We start from the raw sequence: 22,432 nt of genomic DNA, 5'->3' as shown, positions 1-22,432 counted from the left end.
AGGACAATCGGGGGATGCCCGAGGACCCCACCGCACCGGCGACACCGGCCGCAGCACCGCGCAGCACGCAGGCTGCGGCGCCTGACACCGGTGCCAGCCGGCACCTGGCCCGGGTCATGGACGACCTGGTCACCATCCCCGGCACCAGGATCGGGCTGGGCATCGATGCGCTGCTGGGACTGCTGCCCGGTGCCGGTGACATCATCGGGTCCGGACTCTCGGCCGCGATCATGGTGGACGCGGCACGACGTCGCGTCCCGGTCTGGGTGCTGGCCCGGATGGCGTGGAACGTCCTGCTGGACGCGGCCCTCGGGCTCCTGCCCGTCGTCGGGGACGCCGCCGACGTGGCGCACCGGTCGAACCGGAAGAACTACCGGCTGCTGCAGGCCACCCTGGCCGAGGGCCGTCGCTCGGACCGGCCGGCCGTCCTCTACCTCCTCTGTGCCGTGGTGCTCATCGTGCTCCCCGCCGTCATCGCGATCGCCGTCGGCGTGCTCGTCCTCGTGGGCCTGTGGACCCTGATCACCTGAGCGCCCGGCGCAGCCGGCTCAGGGCTCCACCGGCAGCAGGGTGAGCTCTACGCCGAGGAGCAGCGGGGTCGGGTCGACGTAGCCGTCCCGACCGCGGAGGGCACCCAGGTGCAGACAGGCTCGCAGCCGGCAGTGGCCACCCTCGTCGAGACGCCCGAGCTGGTCGCCACGCGCGACCCGCGTCCCCCGCGGGATCCGGTCCGCCACCGGTTGGTAGGTGCTGCGCAGACCGCTCGCGTGGGTGACGCTGACCACGCCCACCCCGGCGATCTTCCCGCTGTGGGTGACCACGCCGGCCTCCACCGCACGCACCGACTCCCCCTGGATCCCGGCCAGGTCGATCCCCCGGTGGCCCGCTCCCCAGCGCACGGCGGGCGGGTCGTAGCCGTGGACCACGGTCGGCGTCCCGGCCAGCGGCCACGCCCAGAGGGCGGTCCGGCTCCGGTCCCGACGCTGCTCCGGGTCTGCTCGCGCACCCACCACGGCGGAGGCGGTGGCACCCGCGACGGCCGCTGCCGGGCGGGTCGCCTCCGTGGACCGGCCGCCCCGGGTCTCCTCCCGCGCGGGTGAGGTCACCATCGGGTCGGCCACCGCTCCGTCCGCGCCCTGGCCCGGCGTGACGACGATGATCCCGAGAGCCACCATCACCACCGCGCGCACGCCGCGGCTGCGGAGGCGCGCCATCACCGGGACCCCGCGGGCCGTCGCTGCCAGCCGTCCAGCAGCTCCTCGGCCAGGCCCTCGCGCTCGAGCTCGCGGAGCACACCGAGGGTCTCCGCCAGGGTGAGCCCGGAGCGCAGCATCACCTCGTCGACCCCGCTGGACGAGCGTGGGCGCAGCCACTGCCAGACCCGGCGGAGCTCGTCGCTCAGCTGGTCCTCGACCCGCACCCGGCCCTGCTTCGCCGGGGCGAGGTCCTCCCCCATGCGCCCGACCAGCTCGGCCACCTCGGCGCCGTCCGTCACCAGCTCCGCGCCCATCCGGATCTCGGCATGGGCTCCCTGCGACATGAGGCTCTCGACCGAGCCGGGCACGGCCATGACGTGCCGACCCAGCTCTCGGGCGTGCTTGACCGTCGACCGCGCGCCGGAGCGCAGGCCCGCCTCCACGACGACCACGCCGAGGCTCAGCCCGGCGATGATGCGGTTGCGGGCCAGGAAGCGCATCCGGGCCGGAGCGCCTCCTGGAGGGGTCTCGCTCACCACCAGCCCGGTCTCCCGGATCTGGTGCAGGAGCGAGGCGTTGGCGCGCGGGTAGTCGACGTCGACCCCTCCGGCCAGCACCGCGACAGTCGATCCGTCGACCGAGAGCGTGGCCCGGTGCGCGGCCGCGTCGATCCCGAAGGCGGCTCCGGAGACGACGGTGAACTCCCGTCCGACCAGGTCGACGCAGAGTCCAGCCGTGACGTGGTCGCCGTAGGCGGTGCTGGCCCGCGAGCCGACGACCGCCACGCTGCGGTCCGCCAGCTGGTCCAACCGGCCCGGACCCGACACCCACAGGCACCACGGCGGGTGCTCGAGCGCATCGAGGCCGGACGGCCACTCGGCATCACCGGGCACGAGCACCCTGGCCCCGACGAGGCGGGCCACGTGCGCGTCGTCGACCCCGGTCGCCCGGTCGGCCCGGGCGCTCAGCCGGCGCAGCTCGGGCGCGGACGGCAACCGCGTGCCCCGCAGCGCCTGACCCACCACCGCCTCGACCCCGTGCTCGGCGACCAGCCCCTGCACCTGCGCGTCGTAGGGCTCGGCCAGCCGGGACAACAGGATCCGCGCCCGACGCTCGGACTGACTCATCCCGGTCATGCCACCTTCACCCCCGTCGGGGTGCGCAGGTCGAGCGCCAGGCCGACGTCGTCCAGCTCGGGGCGTGGCGCACCGCGCAGGTCCGCCAGGGTCCAGGCCACCCGCAGCGTCCGGTCCAGCCCCCGCAGGGTGAGGGCTCCCCGGTCCATCGCCGTCTCGAGCGGTCGCCGCTCCCGGCTGCCGAGCCGCCACGGCGCTCCACGCAGCAGGGCTCCCGGGACCTGGCTGTTGAGGCGGAAGGGCAGGCCGCCCCACCGCTCCTGCTGACGTCGCCGTGCCAGCGCGACGCGGGCCGCGACCACGGCGGAGGGCTCTCCGGGCGGCAGCGCGAGATCTCCCCGCGTCACCGCGTTCACGCCCAGCTTCAGGTCCACCCGGTCCAGCAGCGGGCCGGAGAGGCGAGCGAGATAGCCGTTGCGCCGGAACGGCGTGCACACGCACTGCCCACCGGAGCTGCCGCACGGGCACGGGTTCGCGGCGAGCACCAGCTGGAAGCGGGCCGGCAGCCGCACGTGCCGGTCGGCGCGGGCGATCACCACCTCGCCAGACTCCAGCGGTTGACGCAGGCCGTCCAGGACGTCCCGGCGGAACTCCGGTGACTCGTCCATGAAGAGCACCCCGTGATGCGCTCGCGACACCGCCCCCGGGTGCACGGCCCGGGAGCCGCCGCCGATGACCGCCGCGGTCGAGGCGGTGTGGTGCGGCGCCACGAACGGCGGCCGGCACACCATCCGGTCGTCCGCCTCCAGCGCGCCGAGCACCGAGTGGATGGCGGTCACCGCCAGGGCGTCGTCGCCGCCGAGCTCCGGAAGCAGGCCGGGAAGCCGCTCGGCCAGCATGGTCTTGCCCGCCCCGGGCGGCCCGACGAGCAGCAGGTGGTGGCCGCCGGCCGCCGCGATCTCCAGCGCCTGCCGGGCCACCGCCTGACCCACCACGTCGCCGAGGTCCGGGACAGCCGGGGTGGGCTCCGGCGCCGCCGGTGGCATCGCCAGGTCGAAGCCCGAGCCCTCGGCCCTGGCCAGGAAGAAGGACCGGACCTCGGTCAGGGTGCGCACCGGGTGCACCCTGACCCCGTCCACGAGCGCGGCCTCGCGGGCCACGTCGGCGGCGACGAGCACCTCCTCCACACCACCGGCGACCGCCGCCACCACCATCGGCAGCACCCCGGGGACGCGCCGCACGTCCCCGGCCAGCCCCACCTCACCGATGTGCGCCACACCGGCGACGGCGGACGCAGGCACGTGCCCCTCCGCCGCCATCATCGCCACCGCGATCGACAGGTCGAGGCCGCTCCCGGTCTTGGGGACCCCGGCCGGGGACAGGTTGATCGTCCACCGGCGGGGAGGCACGGGCATACCGCAGTTGCGCAGTGCCGGTCGCACCCGGTCCGGCGCCTGCCGGCAGGCGCTGTCGGCGAGCCCGGTCATCACCGTGGCCGGGAGCCCGTCGGCACCCTGGGCCTCCACCGTCACCAGCCGTCCCTCGACACCGCTGAGGGTCACCGCGTGCGTCCGCGCCAGCCCCATCAGGCCACCGCCCGCAGGTGGGTGAGCAAGGGCGCGTCGTCGCGCCGTCGCAGCACTCCGACCAGATCGATCCGGAAGGCCGCGCCGCGATGCCCGTGCGCGTCCAGCCAGGCCCAGGCCAGCGTCCGGAGGCGGCGGGCCTTGTCCTGGCCGACCGCCTCCACCGGCTCCCCGAAGCGCACCGAGCGTCGCGTCTTGACCTCGCAGAAGACGAACATCTCGCCCTCGCACGCGACGATGTCGATCTCTCCCTCGGCGCACCTCCAGTTGCGGTCGACGACCCGCCACCCCTGCTGCTCCAGGTGCGCGCACACCAGCTCCTCACCCTCGTCGCCGACCTCCCGGGCCCGCGCCCAGGGCATACCCCCACCAGCCATGTCCCCTCCTCGACCGCACTGTCGTGCGACCTCCAGACAAGGGCACGCCCGGCCCGGCCACAACCCCACCCGGACGTCCGGCCGACCATCTGTGGACGGTCGCTCCAGGCGCCCCAGGATGTGGACGACACCCAGATGAGACACCTCTCACCCTGACCTCACGGCACCCTCATGGCGGTGCCCCACTGTGGGTCCCGAGCGTGGTTCCGCCCGGAACCCGCCACCACCGAAAGGTCGAGATCATGCGACGCACGCTCGTTTCCCTCACCACCATCACCATGCTGACGCTCGGGGCGCTGGTGTCCGCCGCCCCGGCCCACGCCGACGACCGCACCTGCCGCGGCAGCATCGGCCGGGTCGTCGTCGACGGCAACGTCATCGTGCCCAAGGGCGCCTCGTGCACCCTGAACCGCACCACGGTCAAGGGCAACGTCCTGGTCCGCGCCAACGCCACGGTCGTGGTCAACGACGGCCTGGTGGACGGCAACGTCCAGGCCGACGGCCACCGCCGGGTCACGGTCCGCTCGACCGCGGTCGTCAAGGGTGACGTCCAGGTCGAGGACGGCCGCTACCTCACCGTCGCCGACTCCCGCGTCGACGGCAACATCCAGAGCAAGCGCAACCGTGCGGCGCAGGTCGTGCGGGACAACCGGGTCAACGGCGACATCCAGTTCTTCAGCAACCGGGCCGGCGCCAAGACCATCAGCCGCAACGTCGTGGACGGCAACCTGCAGTGCAAGTCCAACACCCCCGCACCCCGGGGCAGCCAGAACCGCGTCGACGGCAACAAGGAGGACCAGTGCCGCAACCTGTGAGCGGCCCGCGCGGGTGACCCGGCCACCGTGCCGGGTCACCCGTGCATCAGCTGCTCTCGGTGAAGCCCTTGACGTCGAGGTCGGACTTGGCCAGCTCCTCGACGTTGACGTCCTTGAAGGTGATCACCCGGGCCTTCTTGACGAAGCGCGCCGGCCGGTAGACGTCCCAGACCCAGGCGTCCGTGAGGGTGACCTCGAACCACGTCTCCCCGTCCCCGCTGCGCACCTGCACGTCCACCTCGTTGGCGAGGTAGAACCGCCGCTCCGTCTCGACCACGTGCGTGAACAGCCCGACCACGTCGCGGTACTCGCGGTACAACGCCAGCTCGGCGTCGGTCTCGTACTTCTCCAGGTCCTCCGCGCTCACTGCGCCATCCCTTCCTCGCACGCCGCGACCGTGCCCGCCGCGGCGATGTTCCAGCTCCGCCGGTGCCACTCGCAGGGCCCCAGACGCCGCAACGCGTCCTGGTGCTCGGGCGCGGCATACCCCTTGTTCTGCTCCCACAGATAGGGCGTATGCCGTTCCTCCCGCGAGGCCTGCACCATCAGCCCGTCCCGCTCGACCTTCGCCAGGACCGACGCCGCCGCCACCGAGGAGCAGCGCAGGTCGGCCTTGATCATCGTGCGCACCAGCGGCGGCGCGGGTCCGTCGACCAGCCCGAGCAGCCCCACCCGGTGCGGGTCGGTCAGCCAGTCGTGGTTGCCGTCGAGCAGGACCAGGTCGGGGCGCACCTGCCCCAGCTGGTCCAGGGCCCGCTCGCCGGCCAGCCGCAGCGCGGCCATGATGCCGATGGCGTCGATCTCCTCGGGCCAGGCGTGCCCGACGCCGTGGCCCATCGCCCACCGCCGGATCCGCGGGACGAGCCGCTCGCGCGCGGCGGCGGTGAGCAGCTTGGAGTCCTTGACGCCCTGGGGTGCGCTGCGGCAGGTGCCGTCGATCGCGACCACCCCGACGCTCACCGGCCCGGCGAGCGCGCCCCGGCCGACCTCGTCCATCCCCACGAGGACGTCGTAGCCCTCCCGCTGCAGCGTCCGCTCGACCCGCAGGCTGGGCCGGCGGGTGGTGGTCCGTCGCGTGGTGGCGGTCATGGCGCCCCCGGCACGTCGGCGTAGGTGTCCGGGATGCTGAACCAGTCGAAGTGGTCGAACGGGTAGATGAGGACCACCGCCTGACCCACGACGTCCTCCAGCGGCACCGACCCCTGCTCGCCCGTGCCGTCGTCGTTGGCGCGCGAGTCGCGCGAGTTGGACCGGTGGTCGCCCATCAGCCAGATGCGTCCCTCCGGCACGGTGATCTCGAAGTCCGCGGTGCTCGGGACGTCCCCGGGGAAGAGGTAGTCCTCCTCCAGCGGCTCCCCGTTGACGGTGAGACGACCCTGCTCGTCGCAGCACGCCACGGTGTCGCCTGGGAGCCCGACGACCCGCTTGATGAGGTGGTTGCCCTGGGAGGAGGGAGCCACGCCCACGAACTCCAGCGCCCGCAGCGCCGAGTTGAGCACCGGCCCGCGATCCACCCGCTCGACCGGGGGCAGCCACCCGCCCGGGTCCTCGAAGACGACGATGTCGCCACGGTCGACGCCCAGCGAGCCGAGCTGCACCTTGCTCACCATGACCCGGTCGCCGTAGACCAGGGTCTGCTCCATGCTCCCGGACGGGATCCAGAACGCCTGGGCGAGGAAGGTCTTGATGAGGAAGGACAGGACCACCGCGGTCGCGGCGATCGCCGCGATCTCCTTGAGGGCCGCCAGGAAGCCTCCGCGAGGGCGCGGCTCCGCCTGGTCCTCGCCGCCAGGACGGTCCGGCCCGACGTCGTCGTGCTCACCCTCCGCCCGGGTGTCCCGCGTGGGGTCGCTCACCAGCTGCCGTCCTTGCGTCGATTCGAGGTCGCCCCGACCCTAACCCGGGACGCTGGAAACAGACCGATCCCCCGCCGGAGGCCGGCGAGGGATCGTCAGGGTCCGTGGAGGACCAGGGTCTCAGTCCTGCTGGGCCGGCGCCTCGGCGGCCGGGGCCCCGCCCTTCATCGAGGGGACGCTGTCACGGCGCTCGCGGATCTTGGCCGCCTTGCCGCGCAGGTCGCGCAGGTAGTAGAGCTTGGCACGCCGGACGTCACCGCGGCTGACGACCTCGATCTTCTCGATGTTCGGGGAGTGCAGCGGGAAGGTGCGCTCGACGCCGACGCCGAAGGACACCTTGCGGACGGTGTAGGTCTCGCCGAGGCCCCCACCGTGGCGGCGGATGACGACGCCCTTGAAGACCTGGACACGGGAGCGGTTGCCCTCGATGACCTTGACGTGGACGTTGACGGTGTCGCCGGCCCGGAAGTCCGGGATGTCGCTGCGGAGGCTGGCGGCGTCGAGGTCGGCAAGCTTGTGCATGAGTGTCTCCTGCTCGGGTGCCACAGGTCACCCGCGGCGGTCGGTGCTCGTCGCAGCCGGACGGCTGCGCGGCACGTGTCGTCGTGGTGTCGTCGTCGGCGGGTGCCACCCGCACTCTCCCCCTGTGGCAGGGGCACGGGCTGGTCGGCACGGATGCCGGGACGCAAGGATCCAGTCTGCCAGAGGTGCCCTCCGGCGTCCAAGTCGCAGCCCACCGCGGTGACCCGCGGCAACCGCGGCACGGGCGTTCGGACGGGGTGTCGGCGCATACCATCGGCGGGTGCCCGTGCTGACCCTGCTGTGCAACCCTGCCTCCCCCGAGCTGACCGACGCGGCGGTGCGCGAGGCGGGGGCCGGGCTCGCGACGTCGGCACCCCGGTGGCTGCGCCGCGGCGCCGCCGTCGAGGTGGAGGTCGCGGACGGGTGGGCGATGGAGCCGCACGACCAGGACTCCTGGCGGGCGCGGGGGGTGGACGTGGTCGTGCAGCCGGACGGTCCGCGGCGCAGGAGGGTGCTGCTCGCCGACATGGACTCCACGATGATCCAGCAGGAGTGCATCGACGAGCTCGCGGCCGAGGTCGGCGTGGGTGAGCGGGTCGCCGCCATCACCGCCCGCGCGATGAACGGGGAGCTGGACTTCGCCGAGGCCCTGGCCGAGCGGGTGGGGCTGCTGCGAGGGCTGCCGCTGCAGGTCGTGCGCGGCGTCCTGGACGAGCGCATCACGCTGGCGCCGGGTGGTCCGGAGCTGCTGGCCACGACCGCTGCGCACGGTGGGTATGCCGCGCTCGTCTCCGGCGGGTTCACCCACTTCACCGAGCAGGTGGCGGCGCGGCTCGGGTTCGACGAGCACCGGGCGAACACCCTGGAGGTGGAGGACGGCCGGCTCACCGGCCGGGTCGTCCCACCGGTCGTGGGGCAGGACGCCAAGGTCGCGGCCCTGCGGGAGATCACCGCGCGGCTGGGGCTGGGACCGGACGACGTGGTCGCCGTCGGCGACGGGGCGAACGATCTGCCGATGCTGCAGCTCGCCGGGCTGGGGGTGGCCCTGCATGCCAAGCCGGCGGTGGCGGATCGAGCGCCCGTGCGGGTCGACCACGGCGACCTCACCGCCCTGCTCTTCCTCCAGGGCTACTCCGACGACGAGATCGTCCGGTAGCGCTCCATCAGGTCGGGTCGGCGCTCCCGGGTGCGGGCCAGCCGTTGCTCGTGCCGCCAGGCGGCGATCTGCCCGTGGTGACCGGAGAGCAGCACGTCCGGCACGTCGTGGCCGCGCCAGCTCGCCGGCTTGGTGTAGACGGGGTACTCCAGCAGCCCGCCGGTGTGCGACTCCTCCGCCAGCGACGCCTCGTTGCCGACCATGCCGGGCAGCAGCCGCGCGATGGCCTCGGTCATGACCAGCACGGCCACCTCGCCGCCGTTCAGGACGTAGTCGCCCAGGCTGAGCACGGACAGCGGGTAGCGCGCGGCGAACTCGTCGTAGACCCGCTCGTCGATGCCCTCGTAGCGCCCGCAGACGAAGACCAGCCAGTCGTCCTGGGCGGCCATCCGGGCCGCCGTGCTCTGGGTGAAGACCTCCCCGCCGGGGCCGGGCACGACGACGTGCGGCGTGCGGCCGGGCAGGGCGGAGCAGATCTCGTCCAGCGCCTCTCCCCAGGGCTCGGGACGCATCACCATGCCCGCTCCGCCACCGTAGGGCGTGTCGTCGACGGTCCGGTGCCGGTCGTGGGTCCACCGGCGCAGGTCGTGCACGTGCACCTCGAGCAACCCCTCGCGGCGTGCCCGCCCGAGCAACGACAGGTCCAGCGGGGCGAGGTAGTCGGGGAAGATGGTCACCACGTCGAGCCGCAGCGGCATACCGGTCACTCCCCCAGCTCCAGCAGGCCCGGCGGCGGATCGACCACGACCCGGCGAGCATCCTCGTCCACCTCGGGGACGAGCTCCTCGACGAAGGGCACCAGCACCTGACCCCGGGTGGTCCGCACCTCCAGCAGGTCCTGGGCCGGGCGGACGTGCAGCGCGCTGACCTCGCCGAGGTGGCTGCCGTCGGGCAGGCTCACCGCGAACCCCACCAGGTCCTCCTCGCGCCAGTCGTCGCCGGGCTCGCTCTCGCCCTCGTCGTCCACCAGCAGGCGGGTGCCGCGCAGCTCCTCGGCGGCGTCCCGGTCGGTATGCCCCTCGAAGGACAGCAGGTACACCCCCTGGTGGCGGCGCACGCCGGTCAGGAGGAGCGGACCCCGTGGCGCGGGGTCGGTCGCGAAGCTCGCGCCGGGGACGAACCGGGCGGCGGGGTCGTCGGTGTGCACCTGCACGGTGACCTCACCGCGCAGACCGTGCGGCTTGCCGACGCGGGCGACGACATAGCTCTGGCTCATGCCTACCTCCGGTGGCGGAACGGGCGACCCGCCCGGCGCCGGAGCGCGCGGGCGGGTCGGCCGGTCGTCGTGGGGTGGTCGGTCGCTCAGCGGGACCGGTCCGTGTCGACGATGTCGACGCGGATCTTCTCGCCGCCGGCCAGGGCGCCGACGACGGTCCGCAGCGCGCTGGCGGTGCGACCCCGTCGACCGATCACGCGGCCGAGGTCCTCGGGGTGGACCCGGACCTCGAGGATGTCGCCGTGCCGGGCGTGCTTGGTGCGGACGACCACGTCACCGTCGTGATCGACGATGCCCTTGACCAGATGCTCCAGGGCTTCTTCGAGCACGCTCAGGCCTCGTCGGTCTGCTCGCTGCCCTCGGCAGCCTCGGTGCCGGTGGCGGAGTCCTCGGTGGCGCCCTCACCGGTGCTGGCCGCGGCCGAGCCCTCGGTGTCGGCCGCCGGGGCGGTCTCCTGCGCGGTGGGCTCCTCGGCGGCCGGCTCCTCGGTCGCCGCGGGGGCCTCGGCGGCCTCTGCCTTCTCCGGCTTGTCGGCCTTCTTGCGACGCTGGGTGGTGGCACCCGAGGTGTCCTCACCGTCGGAAGCCGCGAGGGCGGCCTCGTAGAGCGCCTTCTTGTCGGCCTTCGGCTCGCGGGTCTTCAGGGTGCCCTCTGCACCCTCCTCACCCTTGAACTTCTGCCAGTCACCGGTGACCCTCAGCAGCGCGGCGACCTGCTCGGTCGGCTGCGCGCCGACACCGAGCCAGTACTGCGCCCGCTCGGAGTTGATGTCGATGAGCGAGGGCTCCTCGGTGGGGTGGTACTTGCCGATCTCCTCGATCGCCCGGCCGTCGCGCTTGGTGCGCGAGTCCATGACGACGACGCGGTAGTACGGTGCACGGATCTTGCCCATGCGCTTCAGGCGAATCTTGACAGCCACGTGTGCGGTGTCTCCTCATTGTTGTCTGTGGTGGGCATCCTGGTGTCCGCGTGGGGAACACACGCACGGCACCGAGGCTGCGATGGACGCGTCCGGGCAGGGTGAGAGGGACCGGCCACAGATGCGTACGCCCTCATTGTGCCACATCCTCCGGGGCCTGCTCCTCCTGCTCGTCGCCGGTGGGCCGGCTCCCCGGCTCCGGGGCGTGCCCCGCCACGAAGCGCAGCACCTCGGTGTCGTCCACGCCGGGAAAGACGCCGGGGGGCATCACGGCCAGCAGGTGCGAGTGCGCGCGGGCGCTGGGCCACACCTGGCCGTCCCACGCCTGCGCCAGCTCGGCCGGCGGGCGGGTGCAGCAGCGGGGGTCGGGGCAGCGGGAGACGCGGCGCTCGCGGGTATGCCGTCCGCGCATCCAGCGCACCTGCTCGAAGGGCACCCCCAGGCTGATCGAGAACAGTCCGGCGGCGGTCTGCTCGGCCACCGCGGTGCACCAGTAGGTGCCGGCCCCGGTGTCGGTGTACTGGTGGTAGACCGACCCCCTGGGCTGGTCGAAGACGACGCGAGCGGTCCACGCGCGGCAGACCCGCGCCCCCTCGATCGCTCCCGAGGCGTCCATCGGGAACCGCACGCCGTCGTTCTCGTAGGCCTTGTAGATCACCCCGTCGGCGCTGGTGCGCATGAAGTGGACCTGGAGGTCGAGGTGCTCGGTCGCCAGGTTGCAGAACCGGTGCGCCGCCGTCTCGTAGGACACGGCATAGGCGTCCCGCAGGTCCTCCAGCGCGATGTCGCGCTCGGCCTTGGCCCGGCGCAGGAACGGCACCGCACTGCTCTCCGGCAGCAGCACGGCCGCCGCGAAGTAGTTGATCTCCACCCGTTGGGCGAGGAACTCCGCGTAGTCGCGCGGTGGCAGGTGGTCCAGGACGACGTGGCCGAGCGCCTGGAGCGCGGCGGCGCGCGGGTCGTGGCCACCGCCGGCCGGCAGGTAGATGCGTCGGTGCGCCAGGTCGGTCACCGTGCGGGTCGAGGCGGGCACGTCGGGCACGGGGACGATCTCGAAGCCCACGTGGCGCGCGATCCGGTTGACCGACTCCCGGGACAGCGGCCCCTGGGTATGCCCGACCTGCTCGACGAGGGCGGCAGCGGCGGACTCGATCTCGGCGAAGTAGTTGCCCGCGTCGCGCATCCTGCCGCGCAGCTCGGCGTTGGCGAGCCGGGCGAACTCCGGTGTCGCGGCCCGTTGCTGCTGCAGCCCCACCACGCTCTCGTAGAGACCCACGAGCGCCTCCAGCGCGTCGTCCGGCAGCCCGGGACCGACACGCACCGGGGGGATCCCCAGGGTCTGGAAGCCCTCCGCCCGCTGGGCCCGCTCCCACCGCACCTCGAGGGCCGCCCGCCGGCTCGGCGCGCCGCCCGTGAGCAGGGCCCCGAGGTCGAGACCCAGGGCACCCGCGATCCGCTCCAGGGTGGAGGCCCGGGCCTCTCGGCGACCGTTCTCGATGAGCGACAGGGCAGACGTGGACAGCTCCACCCGGGCGGCGACGTCGGCCAGGGTCAGTCCCGCCGCCCGCCGGTGGTGGCGGATCCGGCGACCGACCGCGACCGGGTCGGCAGCGCCGCCGGGCGACAGCTCGGTGCTGTCCAGGCGCTCTGCGGGTCGGAACGGCAGCACTCGACCGTGAGACAACGTCATACCGCCACCATAGCGAAACTTTCGCAGAACTTGACAGCAAGAATCGGGTGCAGCGGCCTCTGCCCCCGGCACTGTGGTGTCACACCCGCAGCCGCCACACCCAGAAAGGCTCGACGATGACCACCACCACCACAGAGCAGACCACCCTCGCTCCGGCCGCGCAGCAGGCCCTGGAGATCGAGCAGGACTGGCAGACCAACCCCCGCTGGAGCGGGGTGGAGCGCCGCTACTCCGCGGAGGACGTGGTGCGCCTGCGCGGGTCCGTCGTCGAGGAGCACACCCTCGCCCGCCGTGGCGCCGAGAAGCTCTGGGAGGCCCTGGAGACCAAGCCCTTCACCCGCGCCCTCGGCGCCCTCACCGGCAACCAGGCGGTGCAGATGGTCAAGGGAGGGCTCGAGGCGATCTACCTCTCCGGCTGGCAGGTCGCGGCTGACGCCAACCTGGCCGGACAGACCTACCCCGACCAGAGCCTCTACCCCGCCAACTCGGTCCCGGCGGTGGTGCGTCGGATCAACAACGCGCTGCAGCGCGCGGACCAGATCGCCTGGATGAACGGCGACACCTCCACCGACTTCTTCGCGCCCATCGTCGCCGACGCCGAGGCCGGCTTCGGCGGTCCGCTCAACGTCTTCGAGCTGATGAAGTCGATGATCTCCGCCGGTGCGGCAGGGGTCCACTGGGAGGACCAGCTGGCCTCGGAGAAGAAGTGCGGTCACCTCGGCGGCAAGGTCCTCATCCCCACCGGCCAGCACGTCCGCACCCTGAGCTCGGCGCGGCTCGCGGCCGACGTGCTCGGCGTCCCGAGCGTGGTCATCGCCCGCACCGACGCCCTCGCTGCCGACCTGCTCACCAGCGACGTGGACGAGATCGACCAGGAGTTCATCACCGGCGAGCGCACGGCCGAGGGGTTCTTCCGGGTGCGCAACGGCATCGAGCCCGTGCTGGCCCGGGCCAAGGCCTACGCGCCCTTCGCCGACCTCATCTGGGTGGAGACCGGGACGCCCGACCTCGGGCTGGCCCGCGAGTTCGCCACCGAGCTGCACAAAGAGTTCCCGGGGCAGAAGCTGGCCTACAACTGCAGCCCGTCCTTCAACTGGAGGTCCGCGCTGTCGGACAGCGAGATCGCGGCCTTCCAGGACGAGCTGGGCGACCTCGGCTACGCCTTCCAGTTCATCACGCTGGCCGGCTTCCACGCGCTGAACCACTCGATGTTCCAGCTGGCGCAGGGGTATGCCCGCACCGGGATGAGCGCCTACGTCGAGCTGCAGGAGGCGGAGTTCGCGGCGGCCTCCTCCGGCTACACCGCGGTGCGGCACCAGGCCGAGGTGGGCACCGGGTACTTTGACGCGGTGAGCACCGCGGTGAACCCGGAGTCGTCCACCACGGCACTGTCCGGCTCGACCGAGTCCGAGCAGTTCCACTGATCGACCCACCCGCCGGGCGGGGAGACCCCGCCCTGCGGCCCGGACCCCGAGGATGAGGACGTCATGGAGACCTATCCCGACGCACTGCTCGACGAGCAGCAGCAGGTGATGCTGGCCGACCTCGAGCGGACGCTGCGCGTCTCCCGTGCCGAGCTGCTGGCCGGTCGCAAGGAGCAGTCCCGCGCAGTCCGTGCCGGGGCCGAGCTGCAGGCCCGGTCGGAGGGTGCGCAGGTCCGCGCGGACGGCGGCTGGCAGGTGCGCCGGCCGCCCGCCGACCTGACCCACCGACGGGTCGAGCTGGCGACCGCCGCGACCGCCGAGCAGGCCAAGGGCGCGCTGGCCTCGGGCGCCGACGTCTGGGTGGCGGACCTGGAGGACATGCTGGTCCCCACCTCGCGGCGCCTCGTCGCTGCGCAGGAGGTCATCCTGGAGGTCGCCGGGACCCGGACCGGCGACCCCGACCCCGGGGTCCCGACGCTCATGGTGCGGCCGCGCGGGCTGCACCTGGACGAGGCGCACCTGAGCGTCGACGACCGGCCCGCCGGCGCCTCGCTCGTGGACACGGTGACCTTCCTGGCCCGGTGCGGGCAGCTGCTGCTGGACCGCGGCACCGGCCCCTACCTCTACCTGCCGAAGGTCGAGTCCGCGGCCGAGGCACTCTGGTGGGACCGGATGCTGACCGCGGCCGAGGAGTCTCTCGGGCTGCCGCCGGGCTGCACCCGGGTCAGCGTGCTCGTCGAGACCGTGCAGGCGGCATACGAGCTGGACGAGATCGTCCACGCGCTGCGCGAGCGGGTCACCGGCCTCGCGGCCGGCCGGTGGGACTACATCTTCTCCCACCTGCGCACCTACGGCGACCGGCCCGACCACGTGCTGCCCGACCGGGACGCCTTCACGATGAACACCCGGTTCCTGCGCACCTACACCGACCTGATCGTGCGGACCTGCCAGCGACGGGGCGTGCAGGCGATCGGTGGCCCGATCGCGCTCGCGGCCAGCGGCCCCTTCGACGACTCGGTCGCGATGACGCACGCGCGGGTGCACCGGGACAAGGCCCGGGAGGCCAAGCAGGGCTTCGACGGCGCCTGGGTGCTGCACCCTGCCCTGGTGCCCGTGGCGAGGCAGCCGTTCGAGGAGCGGGACCGGCGGCGGGCCCAGGGTCGTGGCCCTGCCTCCGCGCCGGCCGCCACGACCTCGACCGGCGCGGGCGACGGCCCCCAGCCGGACGCCGTGGCGCTGCGTGACGTGAGCGCGATCCCGGGGGCGTCGACGCTGACCGGGGTGCGCACGGCGATGCGCTCGTCGCTGACCTATCTCACCGGCTGGCTGGCCGGTGAGGGCACGGCGACGCTCGCCGGGCACGTCGAGGACTTCGGCACGGTGGAGCTCGCCCGGATGCAGCTGTGGCAGTGGTTGACCCACGGCACCCGGCTGGCCGAGGGGCCCACGATGTCGACGCTGCTGCTGGACCGGATGCTGGAGGACGAGGTGGCGCTGCTCCGGCGCCGGGGTGCACGGGAGGACCTGCTGGAGCACGCCGTCCGGCTGCTGCGTGACTCCGTGGTGGCGGAGGAGCCGCCCGCCTTCCTCTCGCAGCGCGCCTACGACGTGCTGCTGGGCATCGGCGAGCCCGAGCCGGAGACGGAGAGCGAGCAGCAGGCCTCCGGCGCGGCCTGACCGCGGTGGGTTCAGGCGGCCCGGGCGACACGTTGCCACCGCGGTGGGTCGAGGCCGCCCGAGCAGCAGAAGGCCACCGCGGTCGGTCCCGGCGGCCCGGACGACACGTTGCCACCGCGGTGGGTCCATGTGGCCAGGGCAGCAGAAAGCCACCGCGGTGGGTCAGCCGGGCGCCCCGGAGTGGGTATGCCGGTGGCCGCGCAGGATGACGTGCGCCGGGTCCGCGAGGACCCGGACGTCCTCCCGCGGGTCTGCGGCGTAGACCACGAGGTCGGCCGACTCGCCCTCGGCGATGCCCGGACGACCCAGCCACTCCCGTGCCGACCAGGTGGCGGCACCGAGTGCCTCCGAGGCGGTCAGTCCGGCCCTGGTCAGGGCCTGCACCTCCTGGGCCACGAGACCGTGCGGCAGCTGACCACCGGCGTCGGTCCCGACGTAGATCGGGATGCCCGCCTCGTGCGCCTTGGCGACGGTCTCGTGGCGCCGGGCATACAGGTCCATCATGTGGTCGGCGTAGGTGGGGAACTTGCCGCGCCCGGCCTCGGCGAACCCGGGGAAGTTGTCGATGTTGACCAGCGTCGGGACGATCGCGATGCCCTGCGTGGCGAAGGTGTCGATCGTGTCGTCGACCAGCCCGGTCGCGTGCTCGATGCAGTCCGTCCCGGCGGCGGCGAAGTCCACCAGCGACTGCTCCCCGAAGCAGTGTGCGGTCACCCGGGCCCCCTCCTCGTGCGCTGCCGTGATCGCCTCGGTCAGCACGTCCACCGGCCAGCAGGTCCCCAGGTCACCGGTCTCCCGGTCGATCCAGTCCCCCACCAGCTTCACCCACCCGTCGCCGGCACGCGCCTCCTGGCGCACGTAGGCGACGAGGTCCTCGGGCTCGACCTCCCAGGCGAAGTTCCTGATGTAGCGGCGGGTGCGCGCGATGTGCCGACCGGCGCGGATCAGCCGCGGCAGGTCGTCGCGGTCCTGCACCCACCGGGTGTCGGCCGGGCTGCCCGCGTCCCGCAGCAGCAACGCCCCGGCGTCGCGCTCGGCGAGGGCGTGCTCCTCGGTCCGCGCGTGGTCGACCGCTCCCTGCGCCTCCAGACCCACGTGGCAGTGCGCGTCGACCAGGCCGGGCAGCACGTACCCGTGCACCGTCTCGACGTCCCCTCCGGTCGGCGCGGTGAGGCTGACCCGACCGTCCATCACCCAGATCTCGTCGAGCACCTCCTCGGGACCGACCAGGATCTGGCCGGTGATGTGCAGCACCGGTGCGCTCATCTCGTCTCGCTTCCTCGCTCGTCCGCCCTCACCGTATCGGTGCGCTGCGGCTGCCGCCGTAGACTGCGCTGCCGTGTCCGATCCAGCAGGTATGCCTTCCCGCGAGCCGCTCCGGGTGCCTCGCGTCGACCTCGGCTCACTGCTGCGAGGGACGGTCGACGGCCGGTTCCCGGAAGCGGACGGGCTCTTCTCGCGCGCCGCCCCGTGGCGGGACGGGGTCGAGGGCGCGCTCGCCTTCACCGGTCACGCGGTGATGGTCGTGGGCGAGGACGTCACCGACGGGGAGCTCGCCGGGCTCGGGGTGCACGGGTTCGGCGGCGCGCACGACCCACGCGTCGCGACGATCCTCGCCGGCGAGGGCCCGATCGGCGCGCTGGACGCGCTCCTGGTCCGTCGCGGCACCGGCTCGGGCGGCCCGCTCGTCCCCCGGCCCGACCTCGCCGTGACCGACCGCGCCGCCCATGCCGGGGAGTGGCGGACCGAGGTGGACGTCTACGGCCTGCCGGATCGTGCGATCACCTCGTTGGCGACCCTGTCGCGCGGCATCGGGGGCCTGCCGGAGGTCGGGATCCAGGCTGACGACGGTCACGGCGACACGTTGCTGGACGGCATCCTGGGTCGACTCCCCACCACGGAGATCGTCCTCGCCTCGGTCACGCCCGGCAACGCCCGCTCACTGCGCTTCTTCCTCCGGCACGGCTTCGTCCCCGTCGCCAGCGAGCAGCTCTGGAAGCCACGGCGCGTGCGAGCGTCCTGAGCACGTGGCGCACCGCCCACCGCGATCGGCATGACCCGACAGCGGTAGCCAGAACTCTTCACGACGTTCCGTCCGCCGCACCAGGACGACTGTCAGATCGAGATCCCCGCCTCAGTCCGCGAAGGATCATCACCGTGGCGACAACCAGGAGTACACCACTCCCGGCGAGGAGGACGACGTCTCCGATGCGATAGCCATGGGCGCCGTACACCACCGCCATGGCAACGGCCAACCACGCGACCGTCAACTCCCGCCGTGATGACGGGCGTGACCGCGCTCCCTCGGGGCTCCCTGCCACGCGTCGGGACCCTACACCAGCCCTACGAGGCATGACCTCGTGCCGACTGGCTGCCGCAGTCGGCGGGGGTGCGACGCTCACGTCCAGGCAAGCCTCAAGCGATCGTTGGTGCCAGCCGGTCACAGCAGGCCCGCAGCGCGGGCCGGCTCGGCGTAGGCACGGGCGAGCGACTCGACCGTCTCGTGGGCGTTGAGGCCGCTGGGGTTGGGCACGACCCACAGCTGGGCACCCTCGATCCCTTCCGGCTGGCGCCCCGGGGTGGCTCCCCGCACCCCGAAGGCGCCGCGGTATGCCGTGATCCCGGCGATCGCGACCACGGCCGGACGCACCCGGCGGACCGTCGCGCGCAGACGCTCGGCGCCGGCGCGCAGCTCCTGCGCCGTGAGCTCGTCGGCCCGTGCGGTCGCCCGGGCGACCAGGTTGGTGATGCCGATGCCCCGGCCGAGCAGGTGCTCGCGGTCGCCGTCGTCCATCCCGGCGGCCGGGTCGATCCGGCGCCCGCTCACCCCGGAGCGCTCCAGCGCGGGGTAGAACCGGTTGACCGGGTGCGCGAAGTGGGTCTGCGTCGCCGCCGTCCACAGGCCGGGGTTGATGCCGACGAAGAGCAACCGCACGGCGCGGTCGTCGCCGGGCGCCGGGAGCAGGTCCGGGACGACCTGGTCGCGGAAGGACTCCAGCTCCTCCCTGCTGCACCGGGGCGTCACGAGACCTCGATGCCGACCCCGTCCCACGCCCCGAGCAGGGCCTCGACGACCTCCGGAGCGTCGGCATACCGCTCGCGTGCCGACACCAGTGTGGCTGCGGCGAAGGTCGCGAAGTCCACGTCCCGGGCCAGGCGCCCGCGGGTGGCGAGGGTGTCGTACCAGACCTGACCCGCACGCTCCCAGGCCGGGCCACCCAGCGCGGTCGCGAAGAGGTGGAAGGCCTTGTTGGGGATGCCGGAGTTGATGTGCACCCCACCGTTGTCGTTGTCCGCGTCGTGCGGCAGGTCGACGTAGTCGTCCATGTGGGCCGGCTGCGGGTCGGTCCCGAGCGCCGGGTCGTCGTAGGCGGTGCCGGGCGCCGACATCGAGCGCAGCGCCACCCCCTGCACCCGGTCGGTGAGCAGGTCGGCCCCGATCAACCAGTCCGCCGCCTCCGCGCTCTGGCCGAGCACGCGCTGCCGCACGAGCGAGCCGATGACGTCGCACACCGACTCGTTGAGCGCGCCCGGCTGACCGACGTAGGTCAGGCCGGAGGTGTACTGCACCAGGCCGTGGCCCAGCTCGTGGGCGATGACGTCCAGGCTCGCGGTGAACCGGGTGAAGTAGACCCCGTCCCCGTCGCCGAAGACCATCTGCCGCCCGTCCCAGAAGGCGTTGTCGTAGTCTCGCCCATAGTGGACCGTGGCCGCGAGCACCATCCCCTGCCCGTCCAGCGAGTCCCGGTCGTAGGACCGCGCCAGCAGCTCCCACGTCGCGCCCAGCCCGTCGTAGGCCTCGGTGGCCGCGATGTCGTCCGTCGCCGGATCGCCCTCCCCACGCACCAGTCTCCCCGGCAACGTGGTCGCGCCGTCCGCGTCATAGACGCTGCGGCGGGGCCCGGCCTCCTCCGGCACCACGGACGGCGCCGGGCGCGGCGCCTCCGTCCCCGCCGCCTCGCGGTGCAGCGGCATCGTCGAGGGCAGGAACCCGCCCTGCTCCGGCGGGTGCCCCCCGGGCCAGCGGGTGGCCAGCATCTCGCGTCGGCCCCGGGTCTGGGCGCTGTCCTGCAGCGTGAACTCGACCGCGGTGGCCAGCTCCGGCTCGGCCTCGGCGATCCGGGCGAGCAGGTAGCCCGGGATGATCGTGCAGCGTGTCCCCGTCATGACCACACTCTGCCACCCGGCACCGACACCCTTCCCAGCAGCAGCACCGCTGGCTAGGGTGACGCGTATGGCGCGCCCGCCCAGGAGAACCGTGACACTTCCTGCTCGCACCGCCGCGGCGACCCTCATCGTGGCTTCGCTCCTCGCCGCCTGCGGGGGCGAGCCGGAGGTGCCGGCCGAGTCACCCGAGGGTGCGGTCGACGCCGAGGTGAGTGCCGGCGGAGCGGCGCCCGAGGACACAGCCGACGATGTCGCGGTAAGCGCGCCGGCGTCCGACGCATCCGACGACGACGCGCTCGCCGGGCTCGCCGACGTGGATCTCGGCGAGACCGTGTGGATCTTCCGGCCCGGCGCCAACCTTCCCGAGTCCGTCCAGGTGCCCCTCTCCGGCGGTTCGGCCCAGGTGGACGGCGTGAGCTACACCCTGGGCGAGGTCCTCACTCTCGACCTCTCCGGCGACGGCGTCGAGGACGCCGCCGCCCAGCTGACCAGGCTGGACGGCAACGCGGTGGACGACCAGTGGTACCTCTGGATCGCCACCGACGACGGCCCGGTGCAGGTGACCCTGCCAGTGGCCCGCACCGCTGGCTGCGGCACCGTCACGGAGTCGGTCACCGTCGTGGACGAGGGGCTGCAGATCCACGAGTACCGCCGCGGGCCCGGCGAGGACGGCCTGGCCTGCTCCGAGAGGGGGAGCGACGAGCGCACCCGCGTCATCGCCGCGGTCGAGGCGCGCAACGCGGGTGAGTGGTGGCCGGTGCAGGTCGCCCCCGAGGGCGGCTTCGGCGGGCTCTGCCCGACCGCGACCGACCTCGACGGCTTCCCGCACGACGGCGCCCTGTATGCCGCGCCCGACACCTCCGCCCCGGAGATCACCGGGGGTGAGCCGGTCGGCGTGGCCTCGGTCGAGGCCTGGCCGGTCTACGGCGAGCCCTTCGGCGCGTGGCTCCTCCTGGCCGTCATGGACATCGAGGGCGGCAACCTGCGCTGCGCGTGGAGCGAGGTGTCCGGCTAGACCCGGACAGGCTCGGGCCGGTCGGCGACCTGCGTCAGCCCTTGCCGCCGTCGAGGTACTTCTCGAAGCCCTTCGGCAGCTTCAGACCCGACAGGTCCTGCCCGGCCTCCTCCTGCTCGCCGGCGCCGAGCGCACCGCCGCCGAAGGCGCTCTCCAGCGACCGCTCCCGTGCGGCCTGCTCCTTCGCCGCCGCGTCCCGCTCCTGCTGCGCCCGCTTGGCCGGGTTGCCGGACTTGCCCTTCTTGCGCTGCGGCTGCTTGCCCTTCTTGCCGCCGCCACCGCCGCCCATGCCGGGCATACCTGGCATCCCCGGCATACCGGGCATGCCGCCGCCCTTCTTCAGCTGGCGCATCATCTTCTGCGCGTCGCCGAACCGCTCGAGCAGCTGGTTGACCTCCGTGGTCGACACCCCGGAGCCGCGCGCGATTCGTGCCCGGCGGGAGCCGTTGATCTGCTTCGGGTGGTTGCGCTCGAAGGGCGTCATCGAGCGGACCATGGCCTCCACCCGGTCGAACTCCCGCTCGTCGAGAGAGTCCAGCTGGGCCTTCATCCCCTGCATCCCGGGCATCATGCCGAGCATCTGCTTCAGCGAGCCCATCCGCTTGATGGCGGACAGCTGGTCGAGGAAGTCGTCGAAGGTGAAGTCCTCGTCCGCCAGGAACTTGCGGGTCATCTCCCGCGCCTGGGCCTGGTCGAAGGCCTTCTCCGCCTGCTCGATCAGGGTCAGCACGTCACCCATGTCCAGGATGCGCGAGGCCATCCGGTCGGGGTGGAAGAGCTCGATGTCCTTCACGCCCTCGCCCGTGGAGGCGAAGAGGATCGGTTGCCCGGTGACGGTGGCGACCGACAGCGCGGCACCACCTCGGGCGTCGCCATCCAGCTTGGACAGCACCGAGCCGGTGATCCCGACGCCGTCGGCGAAGGCCTTGGCCGTGTCAACGGCGGCCTGACCGATCATCGCGTCAATGACGAAGAGCACCTCGTGCGCACTGGTCTCGACCCGGATGTCGTGGGCCTGCCGCATCAGGTCCACGTCCACCGCGAGCCGACCCGCGGTGTCGATGATCACCACGTCGTGGCTCTTGCGCCGCGCCTCCTCGACCCCGTCCACGGCCACGTCCACCGGGTCGCCGAAGGACCGGGTCCCCTCCCCCGACTCCAGGCTCGCGTCGTGCCCGTGGATGTTGCCCCGCTCCGGGGCGAAGACCGGCACACCCGCCCGTTCACCGACGACCTCCAGCTGGGTGACGGCGTTCGGGCGCTGGAGGTCGGCGGCCACGAGCAGGGGCGTGTGCCCCTGGTCGGACAGCCACTTGCCCAGCTTGCCGGCGAAGGTCGTCTTGCCCGAACCCTGCAGGCCGGCGAGCATGATGACCGTCGGCGGCGTCTTGGCCAGGTTGAGCCGTCGGGTCTGCCCGCCGAGGATCGAGACGAGCTCCTCGTTGACGATCTTGACGATCTGCTGGGCCGGGTTCAGCGCCTGGTGCACCTCGGCGCCCAGGCCGCGCTCACGGATCCGCCCGGTGAACTCCTTGACCACCGGCAGCGCCACATCGGCGTCGAGCAGCGCCATCCGGATGTCGCGGATGGTCGCGTTGAGGTCGGACTCGGTGACGGTGCCCTTGCGCTTGAGGTTGCGGAAGGTCTGCGTCAGACGGTCGGAAAGGCTGGTGAACACCCGCCCAAGGATACGTGCCACGCGCCGCGGCCACCTCCGCCGCCCGTACGCCGCGCGCCGCG

Annotated in this window: 24 protein-coding genes; 7 read left to right on the top strand and 17 right to left on the bottom strand. The window is 73.1% G+C overall.

Features of this window, described 5'->3' with window-relative positions:
• Positions 1 to 14 precede the first annotated feature (14 nt).
• Positions 15 to 530, top strand: coding sequence for a DUF4112 domain-containing protein (locus tag FXF60_RS07800; protein ID WP_151525224.1), 516 nt, complete (start codon positions 15 to 17; stop codon positions 528 to 530).
• Between the two features lie 18 nt (positions 531 to 548).
• On the opposite strand, the gene FXF60_RS07795 is transcribed toward FXF60_RS07800, so the two are convergent.
• Genes FXF60_RS07795 through FXF60_RS07780 form a run of 4 tightly spaced genes read right to left on the bottom strand, consistent with a single transcriptional unit; the run spans position 549 to position 4,235 of the window.
• Positions 549 to 1,214 carry a M23 family metallopeptidase gene (locus tag FXF60_RS07795; protein WP_151525222.1) on the bottom strand — a complete coding sequence of 222 codons (666 nt, stop codon included), beginning with the start codon at positions 1,212 to 1,214 and terminating at the stop codon, positions 549 to 551.
• Entirely contained in the window at positions 1,214 to 2,332 is a 1,119-nt protein-coding gene (dprA, locus tag FXF60_RS07790) for a DNA-processing protein DprA (RefSeq protein ID WP_151525220.1), read from the bottom strand. The genes FXF60_RS07795 and dprA overlap by 1 nt, the downstream gene beginning before the upstream one ends.
• Positions 2,329 to 3,858 (bottom strand): YifB family Mg chelatase-like AAA ATPase, encoded by a 1,530-nt coding sequence (locus tag FXF60_RS07785; RefSeq protein ID WP_151525217.1) that lies wholly within the window; start codon positions 3,856 to 3,858, stop codon positions 2,329 to 2,331. Before FXF60_RS07785 ends, dprA begins: the two co-directional genes overlap by 4 nt.
• Positions 3,858 to 4,235: a YraN family protein gene (locus FXF60_RS07780; protein WP_238335760.1), complete on the bottom strand. Its 378-nt coding sequence runs from the start codon at positions 4,233 to 4,235 to the stop codon at positions 3,858 to 3,860. Before FXF60_RS07780 ends, FXF60_RS07785 begins: the two co-directional genes overlap by 1 nt.
• A 242-nt stretch (positions 4,236 to 4,477) precedes the next feature.
• On the opposite strand from FXF60_RS07780, the gene FXF60_RS07775 reads away from it, so the two are divergent.
• Entirely contained in the window at positions 4,478 to 5,050 is a 573-nt protein-coding gene (locus FXF60_RS07775; protein ID WP_151525215.1) for a hypothetical protein, read from the top strand.
• Positions 5,051 to 5,096: 46 nt separating this feature from the next.
• Here the strand turns inward: FXF60_RS07775 and FXF60_RS07770 are convergent, their stop codons facing one another.
• The 4 genes from FXF60_RS07770 to rplS all read right to left on the bottom strand — a co-directional run bounded on the left by FXF60_RS07770 (position 5,097) and on the right by rplS (position 7,428).
• Complete coding sequence (locus FXF60_RS07770) at positions 5,097 to 5,417, bottom strand: DUF2469 domain-containing protein (protein WP_151525213.1); 321 nt, start codon at positions 5,415 to 5,417, stop codon at positions 5,097 to 5,099.
• Positions 5,414 to 6,139 carry a ribonuclease HII gene (gene rnhB, locus FXF60_RS07765; RefSeq protein WP_151525211.1) on the bottom strand — a complete coding sequence of 242 codons (726 nt, stop codon included), beginning with the start codon at positions 6,137 to 6,139 and terminating at the stop codon, positions 5,414 to 5,416. The genes FXF60_RS07770 and rnhB overlap by 4 nt, the downstream gene beginning before the upstream one ends.
• A complete protein-coding gene (gene lepB, locus FXF60_RS07760) occupies positions 6,136 to 6,906 on the bottom strand; it encodes a signal peptidase I (protein WP_151525209.1) in 771 nt (256 codons plus the stop codon). Before lepB ends, rnhB begins: the two co-directional genes overlap by 4 nt.
• 120 nt (positions 6,907 to 7,026) lie before the next feature.
• A complete protein-coding gene (rplS, locus tag FXF60_RS07755) occupies positions 7,027 to 7,428 on the bottom strand; it encodes a 50S ribosomal protein L19 (RefSeq protein WP_151525207.1) in 402 nt (133 codons plus the stop codon).
• A gap of 280 nt (positions 7,429 to 7,708) precedes the next feature.
• On the opposite strand from rplS, the gene serB reads away from it, so the two are divergent.
• Positions 7,709 to 8,584 (top strand): phosphoserine phosphatase SerB, encoded by an 876-nt coding sequence (gene serB, locus FXF60_RS07750; RefSeq protein WP_151525205.1) that lies wholly within the window; start codon positions 7,709 to 7,711, stop codon positions 8,582 to 8,584.
• Here the strand turns inward: serB and trmD are convergent.
• From trmD to FXF60_RS07725, 5 genes are all read right to left on the bottom strand, one after another.
• Positions 8,557 to 9,282 carry a tRNA (guanosine(37)-N1)-methyltransferase TrmD gene (trmD, locus tag FXF60_RS07745; protein ID WP_151525203.1) on the bottom strand — a complete coding sequence of 242 codons (726 nt, stop codon included), beginning with the start codon at positions 9,280 to 9,282 and terminating at the stop codon, positions 8,557 to 8,559. The genes serB and trmD overlap by 28 nt on opposite strands.
• Before the next feature lie 5 nt (positions 9,283 to 9,287).
• Positions 9,288 to 9,800: a ribosome maturation factor RimM gene (gene rimM / locus FXF60_RS07740; RefSeq protein WP_151525201.1), complete on the bottom strand. Its 513-nt coding sequence runs from the start codon at positions 9,798 to 9,800 to the stop codon at positions 9,288 to 9,290.
• An 86-nt stretch (positions 9,801 to 9,886) separates the two neighbouring features.
• Complete coding sequence (locus tag FXF60_RS07735; protein ID WP_151525198.1) at positions 9,887 to 10,129, bottom strand: RNA-binding protein; 243 nt, start codon at positions 10,127 to 10,129, stop codon at positions 9,887 to 9,889.
• A 2-nt stretch (positions 10,130 to 10,131) separates the two neighbouring features.
• Positions 10,132 to 10,719, bottom strand: coding sequence for a 30S ribosomal protein S16 (rpsP, locus tag FXF60_RS07730; RefSeq protein WP_151525196.1), 588 nt, complete (start codon positions 10,717 to 10,719; stop codon positions 10,132 to 10,134).
• Positions 10,720 to 10,852: 133 nt separating this feature from the next.
• Positions 10,853 to 12,409, bottom strand: a complete 1,557-nt coding sequence (locus FXF60_RS07725; RefSeq protein ID WP_151525194.1) for an XRE family transcriptional regulator — start codon at positions 12,407 to 12,409, stop codon at positions 10,853 to 10,855.
• A gap of 116 nt (positions 12,410 to 12,525) precedes the next feature.
• Between FXF60_RS07725 and aceA the strand changes: the two genes are divergently transcribed.
• Both aceA and FXF60_RS07715 read left to right on the top strand, forming a co-directional pair.
• Entirely contained in the window at positions 12,526 to 13,833 is a 1,308-nt protein-coding gene (gene aceA, locus FXF60_RS07720) for an isocitrate lyase (RefSeq protein WP_192796656.1), read from the top strand.
• A gap of 63 nt (positions 13,834 to 13,896) precedes the next feature.
• Entirely contained in the window at positions 13,897 to 15,510 is a 1,614-nt protein-coding gene (locus FXF60_RS07715; RefSeq protein ID WP_151525192.1) for an aldolase/citrate lyase/malate synthase family protein, read from the top strand.
• 162 nt (positions 15,511 to 15,672) lie between these two features.
• Here FXF60_RS07715 and FXF60_RS07710 read toward each other — a convergent pair whose 3' ends face one another.
• Complete coding sequence (locus tag FXF60_RS07710) at positions 15,673 to 16,776, bottom strand: amidohydrolase family protein (RefSeq protein ID WP_151525190.1); 1,104 nt, start codon at positions 16,774 to 16,776, stop codon at positions 15,673 to 15,675.
• Between the two features lie 73 nt (positions 16,777 to 16,849).
• Here FXF60_RS07710 and FXF60_RS07705 point away from each other — a divergent pair, with 73 nt between their 5' ends.
• Positions 16,850 to 17,533 (top strand): N-acetyltransferase, encoded by a 684-nt coding sequence (locus FXF60_RS07705; RefSeq protein WP_151525188.1) that lies wholly within the window; start codon positions 16,850 to 16,852, stop codon positions 17,531 to 17,533.
• A gap of 417 nt (positions 17,534 to 17,950) precedes the next feature.
• On the opposite strand, the gene FXF60_RS07700 is transcribed toward FXF60_RS07705, so the two are convergent.
• Together FXF60_RS07700 and FXF60_RS07695 are read right to left on the bottom strand one after the other, a co-directional pair.
• Positions 17,951 to 18,535: a mismatch-specific DNA-glycosylase gene (locus FXF60_RS07700; RefSeq protein WP_151525186.1), complete on the bottom strand. Its 585-nt coding sequence runs from the start codon at positions 18,533 to 18,535 to the stop codon at positions 17,951 to 17,953.
• On the bottom strand, positions 18,532 to 19,677 hold the full coding sequence (locus tag FXF60_RS07695) for a M4 family metallopeptidase (RefSeq protein WP_151525184.1): 1,146 nt from the start codon (positions 19,675 to 19,677) through the stop codon (positions 18,532 to 18,534). The genes FXF60_RS07700 and FXF60_RS07695 overlap by 4 nt, the downstream gene beginning before the upstream one ends.
• 91 nt (positions 19,678 to 19,768) lie before the next feature.
• Here FXF60_RS07695 and FXF60_RS07690 point away from each other — a divergent pair, with 91 nt between their 5' ends.
• The gene (locus tag FXF60_RS07690) at positions 19,769 to 20,692 is read left to right on the top strand and encodes a hypothetical protein (protein ID WP_151525182.1); all 924 of its coding nucleotides are present in this window, start codon (positions 19,769 to 19,771) and stop codon (positions 20,690 to 20,692) included.
• A gap of 34 nt (positions 20,693 to 20,726) precedes the next feature.
• On the opposite strand, the gene ffh is transcribed toward FXF60_RS07690, so the two are convergent.
• Positions 20,727 to 22,370, bottom strand: a complete 1,644-nt coding sequence (ffh, locus tag FXF60_RS07685) for a signal recognition particle protein (protein WP_151525180.1) — start codon at positions 22,368 to 22,370, stop codon at positions 20,727 to 20,729.
• Between the last annotated feature and the right edge of the window lie 62 nt (positions 22,371 to 22,432).

Origin of the sequence: Serinicoccus kebangsaanensis, assembly GCF_008919445.1 — a bacterium.
GTDB lineage: Bacteria > Actinomycetota > Actinomycetes > Actinomycetales > Dermatophilaceae > Ornithinicoccus > Ornithinicoccus kebangsaanensis.
The sequence above is the reverse complement of the archived record's forward strand: the minus strand, read 5'-3'. Positions and strand labels throughout refer to the sequence as shown.

Bases quoted from the DNA above. Each gene is read 5' to 3' on its own strand.
- FXF60_RS07710 (WP_151525190.1), bottom strand. From the start codon at position 16,776: ATGAGCGCACCGGTGCTGCACATCACCGGCCAGATCCTGGTCGGTCCC.
- FXF60_RS07795 (WP_151525222.1), bottom strand. From the start codon at position 1,214: ATGGCGCGCCTCCGCAGCCGCGGCGTGCGCGCGGTGGTGATGGTGGCT.
- aceA (WP_192796656.1), top strand. From the start codon at position 12,526: ATGACCACCACCACCACAGAGCAGACCACCCTCGCTCCGGCCGCGCAG.
- dprA (WP_151525220.1), bottom strand. From the start codon at position 2,332: ATGACCGGGATGAGTCAGTCCGAGCGTCGGGCGCGGATCCTGTTGTCC.
- FXF60_RS07715 (WP_151525192.1), top strand. From the start codon at position 13,897: ATGGAGACCTATCCCGACGCACTGCTCGACGAGCAGCAGCAGGTGATG.
- trmD (WP_151525203.1), bottom strand. From the start codon at position 9,282: ATGCCGCTGCGGCTCGACGTGGTGACCATCTTCCCCGACTACCTCGCC.
- FXF60_RS07695 (WP_151525184.1), bottom strand. From the start codon at position 19,677: ATGACGGGGACACGCTGCACGATCATCCCGGGCTACCTGCTCGCCCGG.
- rimM (WP_151525201.1), bottom strand. From the start codon at position 9,800: ATGAGCCAGAGCTATGTCGTCGCCCGCGTCGGCAAGCCGCACGGTCTG.
- FXF60_RS07800 (WP_151525224.1), top strand. From the start codon at position 15: ATGCCCGAGGACCCCACCGCACCGGCGACACCGGCCGCAGCACCGCGC.
- rplS (WP_151525207.1), bottom strand. From the start codon at position 7,428: ATGCACAAGCTTGCCGACCTCGACGCCGCCAGCCTCCGCAGCGACATC.
- FXF60_RS07785 (WP_151525217.1), bottom strand. From the start codon at position 3,858: ATGGGGCTGGCGCGGACGCACGCGGTGACCCTCAGCGGTGTCGAGGGA.
- FXF60_RS07725 (WP_151525194.1), bottom strand. From the start codon at position 12,409: ATGACGTTGTCTCACGGTCGAGTGCTGCCGTTCCGACCCGCAGAGCGC.
- FXF60_RS07775 (WP_151525215.1), top strand. From the start codon at position 4,478: ATGCGACGCACGCTCGTTTCCCTCACCACCATCACCATGCTGACGCTC.
- FXF60_RS07780 (WP_238335760.1), bottom strand. From the start codon at position 4,235: ATGGCTGGTGGGGGTATGCCCTGGGCGCGGGCCCGGGAGGTCGGCGAC.
- rnhB (WP_151525211.1), bottom strand. From the start codon at position 6,139: ATGACCGCCACCACGCGACGGACCACCACCCGCCGGCCCAGCCTGCGG.